The 12,837-nt window shown below is 41.7% G+C and carries 13 protein-coding genes; 9 read left to right on the top strand and 4 right to left on the bottom strand.

Annotation, left to right across the window (positions count from 1 at the left end):
• The first annotated feature begins 275 nt into the window (after positions 1–275).
• The 9 genes from G8782_RS15440 (at position 276) to G8782_RS15400 (ending at position 9,291) form a co-directional block, all read left to right on the top strand.
• Positions 276–653, top strand: coding sequence for a hypothetical protein (locus G8782_RS15440; RefSeq protein WP_172372813.1), 378 nt, complete (start codon positions 276–278; stop codon positions 651–653).
• A gap of 87 nt (positions 654–740) precedes the next feature.
• Entirely contained in the window at positions 741–1,925 is a 1,185-nt protein-coding gene (locus tag G8782_RS15435) for an MFS transporter (RefSeq protein WP_172372811.1), read from the top strand.
• A gap of 221 nt (positions 1,926–2,146) precedes the next feature.
• Positions 2,147–2,434 (top strand): metal-sensitive transcriptional regulator, encoded by a 288-nt coding sequence (locus G8782_RS15430; RefSeq protein WP_172372809.1) that lies wholly within the window; start codon positions 2,147–2,149, stop codon positions 2,432–2,434.
• 68 nt (positions 2,435–2,502) lie between these two features.
• On the top strand, positions 2,503–2,703 hold the full coding sequence (copZ, locus tag G8782_RS15425; protein WP_172372807.1) for a copper chaperone CopZ: 201 nt from the start codon (positions 2,503–2,505) through the stop codon (positions 2,701–2,703).
• 96 nt (positions 2,704–2,799) lie between these two features.
• Entirely contained in the window at positions 2,800–5,211 is a 2,412-nt protein-coding gene (locus G8782_RS15420; RefSeq protein ID WP_172372805.1) for a heavy metal translocating P-type ATPase, read from the top strand.
• A gap of 221 nt (positions 5,212–5,432) precedes the next feature.
• On the top strand, positions 5,433–6,410 hold the full coding sequence (locus G8782_RS15415; RefSeq protein WP_172372803.1) for a LacI family DNA-binding transcriptional regulator: 978 nt from the start codon (positions 5,433–5,435) through the stop codon (positions 6,408–6,410).
• 18 nt (positions 6,411–6,428) lie between these two features.
• Complete coding sequence (gene rbsK / locus G8782_RS15410; RefSeq protein ID WP_172372890.1) at positions 6,429–7,358, top strand: ribokinase; 930 nt, start codon at positions 6,429–6,431, stop codon at positions 7,356–7,358.
• A 29-nt stretch (positions 7,359–7,387) separates the two neighbouring features.
• Positions 7,388–8,347: a nucleoside hydrolase gene (locus G8782_RS15405; protein WP_172372801.1), complete on the top strand. Its 960-nt coding sequence runs from the start codon at positions 7,388–7,390 to the stop codon at positions 8,345–8,347.
• 29 nt (positions 8,348–8,376) lie between these two features.
• Positions 8,377–9,291: a nucleoside hydrolase gene (locus G8782_RS15400; RefSeq protein WP_172372799.1), complete on the top strand. Its 915-nt coding sequence runs from the start codon at positions 8,377–8,379 to the stop codon at positions 9,289–9,291.
• Positions 9,292–9,347: 56 nt separating this feature from the next.
• Here the strand turns inward: G8782_RS15400 and G8782_RS15395 are convergent, their stop codons facing one another.
• From G8782_RS15395 to G8782_RS15380, 4 genes are all read right to left on the bottom strand, one after another.
• Positions 9,348–10,463 (bottom strand): muconate cycloisomerase family protein, encoded by a 1,116-nt coding sequence (locus tag G8782_RS15395; RefSeq protein WP_172372797.1) that lies wholly within the window; start codon positions 10,461–10,463, stop codon positions 9,348–9,350.
• A gap of 21 nt (positions 10,464–10,484) precedes the next feature.
• The gene (locus tag G8782_RS15390) at positions 10,485–11,126 is read right to left on the bottom strand and encodes a 3-oxoacid CoA-transferase subunit B (RefSeq protein ID WP_246231709.1); all 642 of its coding nucleotides are present in this window, start codon (positions 11,124–11,126) and stop codon (positions 10,485–10,487) included.
• On the bottom strand, positions 11,123–11,809 hold the full coding sequence (locus tag G8782_RS15385) for a CoA transferase subunit A (RefSeq protein WP_172372795.1): 687 nt from the start codon (positions 11,807–11,809) through the stop codon (positions 11,123–11,125). The genes G8782_RS15390 and G8782_RS15385 overlap by 4 nt, the downstream gene beginning before the upstream one ends.
• A 76-nt stretch (positions 11,810–11,885) precedes the next feature.
• Positions 11,886–12,734, bottom strand: a complete 849-nt coding sequence (locus tag G8782_RS15380) for an alpha/beta fold hydrolase (RefSeq protein WP_172372793.1) — start codon at positions 12,732–12,734, stop codon at positions 11,886–11,888.
• Positions 12,735–12,837 lie beyond the last annotated feature (103 nt).

Raw genomic sequence — 12,837 nt, 5'->3', positions numbered from 1 at the left:
TGAGAGTCAATTTCATAAGAGAGAAATTTATCGTTAAATCCGAACGAACTTTAATAATTCTCCAATCAATGGGAATGATAAGTCTGCATTAACGAATATTTAATTGTTATCAGATGTGAATGTTCGTTTTATTGGTTATTATAAACAGTTATGAAATTGACTTGTCAGCCCATTTGTATTTCTGAAATAAATTTATAAAGGAGATTTCATACATTTGGTTGAAATATCTCTATAGACTTATAAAACACTACTAACTAAGACTGGAGCTGGAGAAAATGAGGAGAGTATTTGCACTCATAATAATAGGTATCATATTAGTTACTATAATTTCCATCAAGGAGTTTTACTTTTCCCCGGGAAAAGTAAAAGTGATTGTTCAAAATGACACCTTATCAGCGCAAACGATTTGGCTTCCGCCTAAAGAAGATTTCATATTCGATATCCCGAAACGACAGAAAAAAACGATCAAATATTCACTAGAAAATGACCCAATAAGTTTAGTGTTGCATTATGTAAATCCAGAAGGAAAAGAAAAAACTGTTATGCTGAGCGAGTATGTAGAAAAATCATATCAAGGAAAAGTTACCGTAACAATGACACAAAAAGAATCGAATGGCGAACTAGCATTTGATGTGAAAGATAAGATTAGATAATAACTATAATCGGTACAAACACATTATAAAGCGTTACAATGATTTTATCGGAAGTTTCCCGGTAGTATAGTGACTGGAAGTGTTATTTTGGCTCATGAAGGTTATTCGATAAGAGATTCAGAGTTCTGGAAAATTATTATTAGTCTTGGAGTAGGATCACTTTTTATCTTTGCAGCAATGTACGCGGTGCAACCATTGCTTCCAGTTTTTACGGAAGAATTCGATATCCCGGTTTCTTTTGCAAGTTTGTCCTTGTCGATGTCGACGCTAGGATTAATTATCGGCCTCATTGTTCTGGGTTTCTTTTCGGATCGAAACGGACGTGCACTTTATATTAAATTATCGTTGATCGGTTCTGTCATTCCTTTTTTATTGATGCCGCTGACCGATTCTTTTCTATTCATTATTATTTTGAGATTCATCCAAGGATTTGCTCTTGCTGGTGTTCCAGCGGCAGCTTTGGCATACATAAGTGAGGAGATTCATAAGCAATTTGCTAGTTTTGCAACAGCCCTTTATATTTCAAGCAATGCACTTGGCGGTATGCTCGGACGGGTTATGACTGGCTATATAACGGAGCATTTTTCGTGGGAAGCCGCTTTTTACATATTGGCGGCAGCGGGGACCATTATTTTTGTCATCATTCTTTTCACACTGCCCGGGTCGCGAAATTTTAAACCGACGAATAAGAGTTTTACGAAGGATATCGAAGGGTTTTTATTTCATTTGAAAAATCCTTCGTTACTAGTGGTGTTTGGACTTGGAATCGTTTTGCAGCTTTCTTTCACGGGGGTATGGACATTTTTGCCGTTCCATTTAATGGCGCCGCCGTTTTCACTTTCTCTTGAAACGGTTTCCTATACATTTTTAGCTTACGGTCTGGGGGTCATTGGTTCACCGCTGGCAGGGTGGCTTGCGGATAAATTAGGACTTCGAAAAGTCAGGGTTACAGGTGTATTCGTCTTGTCATTCGGGGTTTTAATGACGATGAGTAGCTCTGTAACTATGATTGTAATCGGGCTTTGTGTCACATGTCTCGGCTTTTTTACGGCACATTCGGTGACAGCGGCTTCTGTCAGCAGGGGAGTGCAACATCATAAAGGGAGCGCGTCTAGTTTGTATCTGGTTTCCTATTATATAGGTGTGGCAGGCGGCAGTACGTTGTTGAGTCCGCTTTGGGAGTCGGTTGGTTGGAAAGGCATTGTTATCTTTACAATGACATTGCCTATTGTGTATGTCGGTTTGATTCGAAAATACTTTCAATCTCGATAGTTAAAGGAACTTCAAAAAGTGTTTGGTGCATAGATGATTATTATACTTTGTGCATGGCATTCGTTTTGTAAGGGAACAAATAAAACTGAATATACAAGTAAAAGGGGAGCCGATGGGGTTTCCTTTTTCGAATTACAGAAGAAACAGATAAGTTGCAATTTCATATTTAAAGCGGTAATATAGGGGTACGGGGTATATGTACTGGGTGAGGAGGGGAATCTATGGAAGAAACAAAAAAAACAACAGTCCAGCCGAATAAACAACAGCTTCTAAACCGTTTGAAACGGGTTGAAGGGCAGGTTCGAGGCGTTCATCAAATGGTTGAGAATGACCGTTATTGTGTAGACATTTTGCATCAAATAAGCGCCATTCAATCAGCGATGAATAAAGTTTCCCTTGCGCTACTAGAGGATCATACCCATCACTGTGTCGTGAAAGCGATTAAGGGGCAAGATGGTGACGAGGCGATTAAAGAATTGATGAGCGTTATGAAGACAATGACAAAGTAATTTGTATTGGTCATGATGATAAAGTATTGTAAATTAAATACAAACATTTAAATAGGAGGTTTTTAATCATGAAAGAAGTTTTAAAAGTAGAAGGCATGTCTTGCAATCATTGTGTGAACTCAATCGAAACAAGCGTTGGTGAACTTACGGGAGTTTCGGCAGTCAAAGTAGATCTCGGCAATAAAGAGGTATCCGTGGAATATAGTGACGAGGCGACATTAGCTAAAGTGAAAGAAACGATTGAAGACCAAGGCTATGATCTTGTTTAAATAAGCGGGTTTCTTACAATGGGGTGATTATACTTTTAAGTATAATCCTCCTTTGCGGAATAAATATACCCCCTATAAGTATCGGAGGAGATACAAATGACGACGAAAGAGCAAACTTTAAAAATTAGTGGTATGACATGTTCAGCGTGTGCAAGCCGAATTGAAAAAGGTCTTTCAAGAATCGAAGGGGTTGAGAAAGCGAATGTTAATTTTGCTTTGGAACGTTCTTCGATAGTCTACGATCCAACCAAAACAAATGTAAACGAGTTTAAGGAAAGAGTTGAAAAACTGGGTTTTGGTGTTGTCCTAGAAAAAGTAGATTTTGACATAACCGGAATGACGTGTGCAGCATGCGCGACTAGAATCGAAAAAAGAATTAACAAAATGGATGGCGTCGCTAAAGCAAATGTAAACTTTGCGCTCGAAACGATTGCAGTTGAATATGATGGCAATCAGGTTGAAACGGGCGATATGATAAATGCGGTCAAGAAAATGGGTTATGAATTAACCCCAAAGCAAGATAACGAAGATAAGATGGATCATAAAGAACAAGAGATTAAAAAGCAACAAAGAAAGTTCATCTTTTCAGCCATTTTGACCCTTCCGTTGTTATGGACCATGGTCGCACATTTTAGCTTTTTATCGTTTATCTACATGCCGGAAATTCTTATGAATCCATGGCTGCAACTAGCGCTTGCTACACCGGTTCAGTTCATTGTAGGTGCGCAGTTCTATAAAGGGGCACTTAATGCGCTTAGAAATAAAAGCGCCAATATGGATGTCTTGGTGGCACTTGGAACGAGTGCAGCATATTTCTACAGTCTCTATTTGTCGATTGAATGGCTGAATGCCGGCAGCGTAGGCAGTCCTGAATTATATTTTGAGGCATCTGCGGTCATTATTACGCTTATCGTCCTTGGGAAACTATTTGAGGTTCGCGCCAAAGGAAAAACGAGTCAAGCGATTCAAAAACTGCTTGGCTTGCAAGCGAAAACGGCTCGAATTCTGAAAGACGGAATTGAAAAAGAAATTCCGATTGAACAAGTACTTGCAGGCGATACAATCATCGTGAAACCGGGTGAAAAAATTCCGGTGGACGGAGAAATTATTGAAGGGCGTTCTGCAATTGACGAATCAATGATTACGGGAGAAAGTATTCCGATTGATAAAGTTGCGGGTGACGTGGTCATTGGTGCTACGATCAACAAGAATGGTTCCTTGCAAATCAAAGCGACCAAAGTGGGTAAAGATACAGCTTTGGCGCAAATTGTAAAAGTTGTTCAAGAAGCACAAGGATCGAAAGCGGATATTCAGCGTTTAGCAGACAGAATTTCTGGTGTTTTTGTACCCGTTGTCGTAGTAATCGCGATTGTGACGTTTTTCATCTGGTACTTTGCGGTGACACCTGGTGATTTCCGTTCGGCATTGATTCCAACGATTTCGATTTTGGTCATTGCTTGTCCATGTGCCCTTGGTTTGGCTACGCCGACGTCGATTATGGCTGGTTCAGGGAGAGCAGCTGAAATGGGGTTGCTCTTTAAAGGCGGAGAGCATTTGGAAAACACACGCTCGATTGATACAGTTGTCTTGGATAAAACAGGAACAGTTACAAAAGGTGAACCAGCTTTAACCGATATTACAGTAACAGAAGATTTTACTGAAGATGAAGTTCTGCAATTAATTGCGTCAGCGGAAAACCAGTCGGAACATCCATTGGCGCAAGCGATTGTAAAAGGTGTAAGAGAAAAAGACTTGGCACTACTTGATGTCGCTGATTTCGAAGCTTTACCTGGTTACGGAATTCAAGCGAATGTCAGTGGGAGAGAAGTGTTGGTTGGTACTAGAAAACTCATGAGAGAACGTGGAATCGAGATTTCAAATTCGGAAATCGCGATGGAAAAACTCGAGGCTGAAGGAAAAACTGCAATGTTGATTGCAGTGAATCAGAAGCTAGCAGGTGTCGTGGCTGTTGCCGATACGGTGAAAGAAACTTCTAAAGATGCGATAGCACGGATGTTAGAATTAGGTCTCGATGTGATTATGCTGACAGGCGACAACCGACGGACCGCCGAGGCGATTGCTAACCAAGTGGGTATAAATCATATTCTTGCGGAAGTATTGCCGGAACAAAAAAGTGATGAAATTAAAAAGCTCCAAGATCAGGGCAAGAAAGTGGCCATGGTCGGTGACGGAATCAATGATGCTCCGGCACTCGCCACAGCGGATATCGGAATGGCTGTCGGAACTGGGACAGATATCGCGATTGAAGCTGCAGATATTACACTGATGCGAGGAGATTTGAATAGTGTTGCAGATGCGATTATCATGAGCCGAAAAACGATGCGCAATATAAAGCAAAACTTGTTTTTCGCTTTCTTCTACAACACAGTAGGAATACCAATCGCAGCAATCGGCTTATTGGCTCCATGGGTCGCAGGCGCGGCGATGGCATTTAGTTCAGTATCAGTTGTTTTGAACGCACTCAGGTTGCAAAAAGTTAAATTATAAAATTTTTATAAAGGTATTTCATTCGCGGTTCTTTAGGCGAGTGGAATGCCTTTTATGTTGGAATTAAAATCGATTTTTTCATCAATGGTTTTCAAATGTTACGTCAAATTAGAAGGTTGAGTTAACTAGAATGTCATGATATACTTTTTTCAAGTAACCGGTTTCTTCGGATTTTTAATCTTTGTAACCGGTTTCACCAAAAAGCGGGGGTCGTTGGAAATATGAAGGTAACTATCATGGATGTGGCTAATCATGCAAATGTTTCAAAAGCGACTGTGTCTCGAGTTATCAACCATAATCCGAAGGTTGCAAATGAAATTAGGAAAAGAGTTCTTCAATCCATTAAGGAACTAGGTTATCGCCCCAATGCCTTTGCTAGAAACTTAGCCAATAACAGTTCTAATGTAATTGGTCTGATCTTGCCTGATATTACAAATCCATATTTTCCTGTCATTGCGAGAGGGATTGAGGATGCGGCACATCAGGAAGGCTTTTCGTTGTTTATAAGCAATACGGATAATAGTCCTGATATCGAACAAGAATATATCCAGAAAATGGCGGGCCAGCAAGTCGGCGGTATTATTTTAATTTCTTCCATTTTGGATGAGGAAAAAGTAAATGAACTATGTGAATTAAAAATCCCTTTCGTTCTATGCGATAGGTTCTTGGCTGATACGCCATTTGATACTGTATCGATTGATCATTATACTGCTTCGTATGAGGCGGTTTTGCACCTAATAGGGAATGGTCATCGGAAAATCTGTCATCTTTCGGGACCGAGTCTGGTTCAGTCAGCAGAAATGCGAAGGCAGGCATATAGCGATGCCATTCAAGAGCACAATCTTGAACCTTGCATTCGAGTTGGGGAATTCAGTTATGAGTCTGGTTATCAGCTTATGACCTCGATTTTGAAAGAATCAACGCCAACAGCAGTATTTGCGGCAAATGATTTAATGGCCTTGGGTGCAATGAATGCCATTCAAGAACAAAATTTGAAGATTCCACAAGATATTTCCGTTATTGGTTGCGATGATATTTTATTTGCACAAATGAGCACTCCTAAGTTGAGTACTATTTCCGTTCCGGCATATCAAATTGGTGTGAAAGCAGTTGGTATGCTTGTTGAACGGATTAAGGGAAAAAAATCAGCAGCCGAGAACTTGCTCTTGGAGCACGAATTTATTCAAAGAGAATCATAGTCGGGAGGACTAAGTGTGATGAATTCAGACATTGTCGTTGTGGGAAGTATAAATATGGATATGGTAGTTACCGTTAGTCGGCAACCTAAGTGGGGAGAGACCATACTCGGTAGCGATTCTTTTATGAGTCCGGGAGGAAAAGGTGGTAACCAAGCATATGCCGCGGGCAAACTGGGTGCATCGGTCGCGATGATTGGCCGGGTTGGAAACGATATTTTTGCCGATCAACTGCTCCTAAATTTGGAGCGGGTCGGAGTGGATACCGTTTGTATTGAACGAGTGGAAGATGAATCGACGGGGATGGCACTCATTAATATTAATCGCGATGGGGATAACAGTATTGTTGTTGCTCCGGGGGCTAATCATCATGTAACGCCTGAATACATAAGAAAGCATGAAAACGTAATCAGTCAGGCGAAGCTTGTCATGGCACAGCTGGAAATTCCATTGGAATCTGTGATGGAAGCAGCGAAAATAGCAAAGAAATATGACATTCCATTCATGCTCGATCCGGCACCGTCTAGGGAACTGCCAGATGAGCTTTATGAATTGGTTCAATACATCGTTCCAAATGAAAGTGAAATCGCTGAATTAACGGGTATCGCTGTTTCCAATAAGCGTTCGGCAAGAGTAGCTAGCGTAGAGCTTTTAAGCAAAGGGGTTAATACCGTATTTTCAAAGCTCGGTGCCCGGGGTGTTGTGGTGACAAATAAAAATAGAACTTTTCTAATCGAAGGTTATGATGTCGAGGTTGTTGATACAACAGCCGCTGGAGATGCATTTGCCGGTGCGTTGGCGACAGCGCTTGTGGACGGCAAAGATGTATGGTCGGCAACCGGGTTTGCGAATGCGGTTGGCGCATTAACTGTGACTCGTTCAGGAGCCCAAGTTTCAATGCCGGACTTGGATGAAGCTGAACGATTTATTTCAAATTCAGCGAAGCAATAAAATACTGAGAAAAAGGAAGGTATCATTAGATGCTAGAAAATAAGAGATGTAAAATTATTCTTGACTGCGACCCGGGACATGATGATGCAATTGCTATATTACTTGCGGCAGGCAATCCGAACATTGAATTAGTTGGGATTACAACTGTTGCAGGGAATGCGGAAATTGAAAAAACAACGACGAACGCGCTGCAAGTTTGCGAGATTGCCGGCATCTACGATATTCCAGTCTTACAAGGCGCTGGACAACCACTTGTCAGAAAACGTGAAACGGCTCCTGATATCCACGGAGATTCCGGAATGGATGGTCCGGAACTGCCGGCTCCGACTAGAACAATAGGGGAAGAACATGCTGTTGACTTTATTATTCGAGAGCTTATGGAATCAGATGGGGATATTACACTTGTTCCGACAGGTCCATTAACGAATATAGCGATGGCGATGAGACGCGAACCAGCTATTTTATCCAAAATCCAAGAAATCGTCATTATGGGAGGCGGCACTTTCGGTAACTGGACACCGGCGGCTGAATTCAATATTTACGTTGATGCCGATGCGGCGAAGGTTGTTTTTGAAAGTGGAGTTCCCATTACAATGATGGGTCTTGACTTAACTCATCAGGCTTTGGCAACAGAAGAGGTTTGCGAGCGCATCGATAAAATTGGAAATCCTGCTGCGAAATTTGTCAGCGAATTACTGGTGTTTTTCCGTAAAACCTATTTAGAGTTTTTCGGATTTGAACATCCGCCTGTTCATGATGTTTGTTGTGTAGCTTATTGTATCGATCCATCCGTTGTTAAAACGAAGAAACTAAGAGTGGACGTGGAGACAAAAGGAGAGCTCACTTACGGAATGACACTCGTGGATATACACGGCGTAACGGGACTTGAACCGAATGTAAATGTAGCGCTGGAATTAGAACATGCTAAGTTTTGGGATATGGTGGTAAACGCACTTGAAAGTTATAAAGAAGTTTATGCCGCAAGATGATTTGCATTAATTGGATGGAGTGAAACGATTTGAAACCTATTATATTTGACGTAGATACAGGAATTGATGATGCTTTGGCGATGGCATACGCATTAAACTCTCCGGAGCTAGAGGTGCTCGGTTTTACGACTGTTTTCGGTAATGTGCCGGTAGTAGATGCGACACGTAATACACTTGCAGTATTAGAAAAAGTAGAGAAGCGTATTCCGGTTTACCAGGGGGCAGCTCAAACATTCATGGGCCGAGATAAGAAAAACTGGCCGAAACACGTCCACGGAGAAGGCGGTTTAGGGGATAGTTTTATCAGCGACCCTATTACCGAAGCGGAAAGTCAATTTGCACCGGATTACATCATCGAACAGGTGAAGAAACGTCCACATGAAATAACAGTGATTGCTGTTGGTCCGTTGACCAACTTGGCGCTTGCAATTAAAAAGTCGCCTGAAATCATCCCACTCGTCAAAGAGGTTATTGTAATGGGCGGCGCTGTAAACGTTCCAGGGAATGTGAATGAATACAGTGAAGCTAACATCATATCCGATCCTGAAGCCGCGGAATATGTTTGTTCTTCGGGGATACATCTGACGCTTGTCGGACTTGATGTAACGATGAAAACGTTATTGCCAAAATCAAAGATCGAAAAATGGCGTACTGGTGGTAACGAAAAAGGTTATTTCTTTGCAGACATGACCGAGTTTTATATTGGATCTTATGAAAAAAGATGTCCTGGCATTGCGGGGTGCGCACTTCATGATCCGCTAGCGGTTGGTGTTGCCATCGATTCGAGTTTTGTTAAGACGGAGACGATGAACGTCAAAGTTGTGACAGAAGGGGAAGAGGCTGGAAGGACGGTCGGTTCCCATCAAGAAGAGGCGACAACCCGTGTATGTACAGAAGTCGATGCGAATCGTTTTTTGGAGCATTTTCTGAAAAGAGTTATATGATTTAGTTGTGAAAAAGGAAGCACGACAAAGATTTGTGTTGTGCTTCCTTTTGATATTTATAGCTGCCGCGCATAATGATGAAGTTTTTCTTTATCGATTTCCATGCCGAAGCCAGGCCCGTTCGGTATGATGACTTCGAAATTTTCATATTGAATGTCATTCACGGTAATATTATCTTTGAACAATAAAGGACCGAATATCTCCGTTCCGAATTTCATTTCCGGTATGGTCGCATATAATTGCGCGCAGATCGCTGTTCCGAGACTAGATTCGATCATCGTTCCTCCGTATAAACCAATTCCCGCAGCTTCCGCGATGCCTGCCACTTTCTTCGTTTGTGTTAATCCGCCAGCCTTACAAGGTTTCAGTGCAATGCAATTACCTGCTCGGTGCTTCGAGATTTGGAAAACATCTTGAATACTATTAGCAGCTTCATCTGCCATAATCGGCACTTTAAATCTAGCAGTCAATCTTGACATTCCTTCATAATTCCATATCGGCAGCGGTTGCTCAATCATGGATACCCCGCCGTCTTCTAAAGCTTCGATGCAATAATTCGCTGTGTCCTCATCCCATGCTTGATTGGCATCTACTGTGATTCTCGCTTGATCGCCAATCGCTTCTTTGATTTTTCGGACATGTTCCACGTTTTTAAACGGATCGCCAGTACCGATTTTTAACTTGAAGATATTATGGCGTTTTTGGTGCAAAAATTCTTTGGCTTCTTCAATGTCTTGTTCTGTATTTCCGCTGGCAAGCGTCCAAGCAATCGGTAGAGATGAATGGATTTGCCCCCCGAATAACTCGTAAGCGGGGACTCCTATACTTCTCGCTGCCAAATCGATGATGGCTGCTTCTACTACAGTTTTTGCGAAATGATTGCCGCGAACTTGTTTTGACACTTCGAACATGATTTTGTCGAAATGAATCGGATTTGCTCCAATTACCAATGGCGCAATATACGTGTCAATATTCGCTCTTATGGCTTCTGGTGTTGACTCCCCATAAGATGCGCCACCGATCGTCGCCACTTCGGACCAACCTTCGCGTCCCTCATCATCCGTGATACAACCAACAACAATCGTTTGCGAAACAATCGTGTGCATGGCCAGTTGATGCGGTCGAATCGTCGGCAAGTCTAGTATATATACATCAACGGAACGTATTTTCATGGTAGGCCTCCATACTGTATTTTATTCGCTAAATTCGGCTTCTGTTTTCTCTCTTACTTCTTCGATACTCACGCCCGGCATGAGTTCCACTAGCTTTAACTGTTGATCTTCAATGTTGAACACCGCTAATTCTGTGAAAATCATATCGACGCTTCTAGTTGAGGTGATTGGATAGGTGCATTTTTTTACTAGTTTGCTGCTGCCGTCTTTCGAAGTATGACTCATCGTCACGAATACTTTTTTCGCTCCGACCAACAAGTCCATGGCGCCGCCTACACCCATGATGTTTTTCCCGGGAACCGCCCAGTTAGCGATGATGCCGGTTTCATCTACTTGAAGTGCGCCTAAAATCGCGACATCTACATGCCCCCCGCGGATCATGGAGAACGAATCTGAGCTATTAAAATAAGAAGCGCCGATTGCTTCTCCGACAGGCAATTTTCCTGCATTAACAAGGTTCGGATCTACGTCTTCATCTTCTACATCCGTCACGCCGAGCAAGCCGTTTTCCGTATGCAGATAAATATTATCTTTGGCCAGGTACTCTGCGACAATCGTTGGGATTCCAATGCCCAAATTCACGACGCAGGGTCCTTCTAATTCCTGAGCCACTCGCTTTGCAATTAAGTGTTGCATATTCGCTTTATTGAACTTTGTTGTCATTTCGCCACAACCCCTTCCTTCGTCAATATTTGGGTTGCTTCGACAATGACATCGACAAATAGAAATGGCGTCACGATTTCTTCGGGATTCAACACGCCTGGTTCCACTATTTCATCCACTTCTACGATAACTTTTTTTGCAGCGGTCGCCATCAGCGGGTTAAAATTACGCGCTGTTTTGTAATAGACGAGGTTTCCTAAAGTATCGGCCTTATGCGCACGGATGAGCGCTACGTCAGCACGAATGGCTTTTTCTAGAATATACTTCACGCCTTCGATTTCGCGTTCTTCTTTTCCTATTGCTAAATCCGTCCCAACACCCGTTGTCGTATAATAGCCCCCAAGACCAGCTCCCCCGGCACGTAACGATTCTGCTAATGTGCCTTGGGGGAGTAGTTCCAATTCAATTTCACCTTTTTGATATTTGTCGCCTACATCCCGATTACTAGTAAAATAAGAACCGATGCCTTTTTTTATTTTATTTTGATCCAATAAAATGCCAAGCCCTTTTCCTGACTCCCCGAGATTATTACTCACGATTGTAAGATCCTTAACATCTTTTTCTGTTAAGCCGTCTATTAATGAAAGAGGAGCCCCTATTAATCCGAAGCCGCCAACTAAAATGGTGTGACCGCTTTTTACAAAGGACAGTGCATCTTGAATGTTATTCATAACTTTAGTCATCTATGACGCTCCTTATTTTTTCGCTAGATTCAAACCAGAAATAAATCTAGGCTGTTGAGATACAACCAATCCTCTACTAATTAATTTCCCTCACGTGTTTGTTTAGAAAGTCTTCTATATACCCGTTAATGTCTTCGCGGTTTTCAAAAACCATCGTGTAATGATTGCAATCGGAAATCACTGTTTCTATGGTTTTCGTAGATTTCCTAGTTTGCTCGTAATCGCTTAAATAAAATAATGGCGGCATGGTCCCGATATCTCCTTCGGCATAAACAAGCAAGACAGGGCAGTCGATTTGTGCACAAATTTCTTCTGGGTCAAACGTAAAGAAGCTCTCAAAATCAGCAATAATACGAAATTCTGTTGATTTAGTTTCCCAGTGATCGCCAACAGGTCCTACTTCATATTCCACGGTATTCTGCATCAAATCATTCCATTGGATGCCCAAGTTCGTGTAAATCTTTTGTATTTCCTCTACATAGTGTTCCTTCGATGTATACGTTCTACTTAGCCTGCCTAAAGAAGGTTGTACAATGCTTCTTTGATGATCAGATGCTTTCGCAGCGCCATCCAATAAAATCACAGCTTTTGTAGATTTTAATTTGCTTGCAACGATTGCCGCTATAAAAGCGCCCATTGAATAGCCTAATAGAATGGGGTTTTCGATTTTCAGCTCTCGAATCAAACCTAAGATATCTTCTGCATGCTTGAAAATAGATGGCTCATCATCAGTTTCAGCGCTATTTCCGCGACCACGTAAATCGACTGCTATAAATCGGTAAGTTCCTTTGAACTTTTCCGCATAATAATGCATGTTTTTATGTGTTCCAGTTAATCCATGGATAGCAATAATCGTTCCTTTTTCACCGGGGTAATCTGCTAATTGAATGTCATTTCCATTGATGTTCACAGTATAAAATTCCATTGCTTCACCCTCCTTTGTAAGCAGTGTGTACCTTAACTCAACTTACGTAAAACATCTCTAGGATATCACCCAATATTTATCTAATAATCAAAAATAAGCTATT

Origin of the sequence: Sporosarcina jiandibaonis (genome assembly GCF_013184495.1) — a bacterium.
Taxonomy (GTDB): domain Bacteria; phylum Bacillota; class Bacilli; order Bacillales_A; family Planococcaceae; genus Sporosarcina; species Sporosarcina jiandibaonis.
The sequence above is the reverse complement of the archived record's forward strand: the minus strand, read 5'-3'. Positions and strand labels throughout refer to the sequence as shown.

What these genes read in the sequence shown, in the direction of transcription:
- G8782_RS15390 (WP_246231709.1), bottom strand. Translation starts at nt 11,126, where the DNA reads ATGACAACAAAGTTCAATAAAGCGAATATGCAACACTTAATTGCAAAG.
- G8782_RS15430 (WP_172372809.1), top strand. Translation starts at nt 2,147, where the DNA reads ATGGAAGAAACAAAAAAAACAACAGTCCAGCCGAATAAACAACAGCTT.
- G8782_RS15395 (WP_172372797.1), bottom strand. Translation starts at nt 10,463, where the DNA reads ATGAAAATACGTTCCGTTGATGTATATATACTAGACTTGCCGACGATT.
- G8782_RS15415 (WP_172372803.1), top strand. Translation starts at nt 5,433, where the DNA reads ATGAAGGTAACTATCATGGATGTGGCTAATCATGCAAATGTTTCAAAA.
- G8782_RS15385 (WP_172372795.1), bottom strand. Translation starts at nt 11,809, where the DNA reads ATGACTAAAGTTATGAATAACATTCAAGATGCACTGTCCTTTGTAAAA.
- rbsK (WP_172372890.1), top strand. Translation starts at nt 6,429, where the DNA reads ATGAATTCAGACATTGTCGTTGTGGGAAGTATAAATATGGATATGGTA.
- G8782_RS15380 (WP_172372793.1), bottom strand. Translation starts at nt 12,734, where the DNA reads ATGGAATTTTATACTGTGAACATCAATGGAAATGACATTCAATTAGCA.
- G8782_RS15405 (WP_172372801.1), top strand. Translation starts at nt 7,388, where the DNA reads ATGCTAGAAAATAAGAGATGTAAAATTATTCTTGACTGCGACCCGGGA.
- G8782_RS15420 (WP_172372805.1), top strand. Translation starts at nt 2,800, where the DNA reads ATGACGACGAAAGAGCAAACTTTAAAAATTAGTGGTATGACATGTTCA.
- G8782_RS15440 (WP_172372813.1), top strand. Translation starts at nt 276, where the DNA reads ATGAGGAGAGTATTTGCACTCATAATAATAGGTATCATATTAGTTACT.
- copZ (WP_172372807.1), top strand. Translation starts at nt 2,503, where the DNA reads ATGAAAGAAGTTTTAAAAGTAGAAGGCATGTCTTGCAATCATTGTGTG.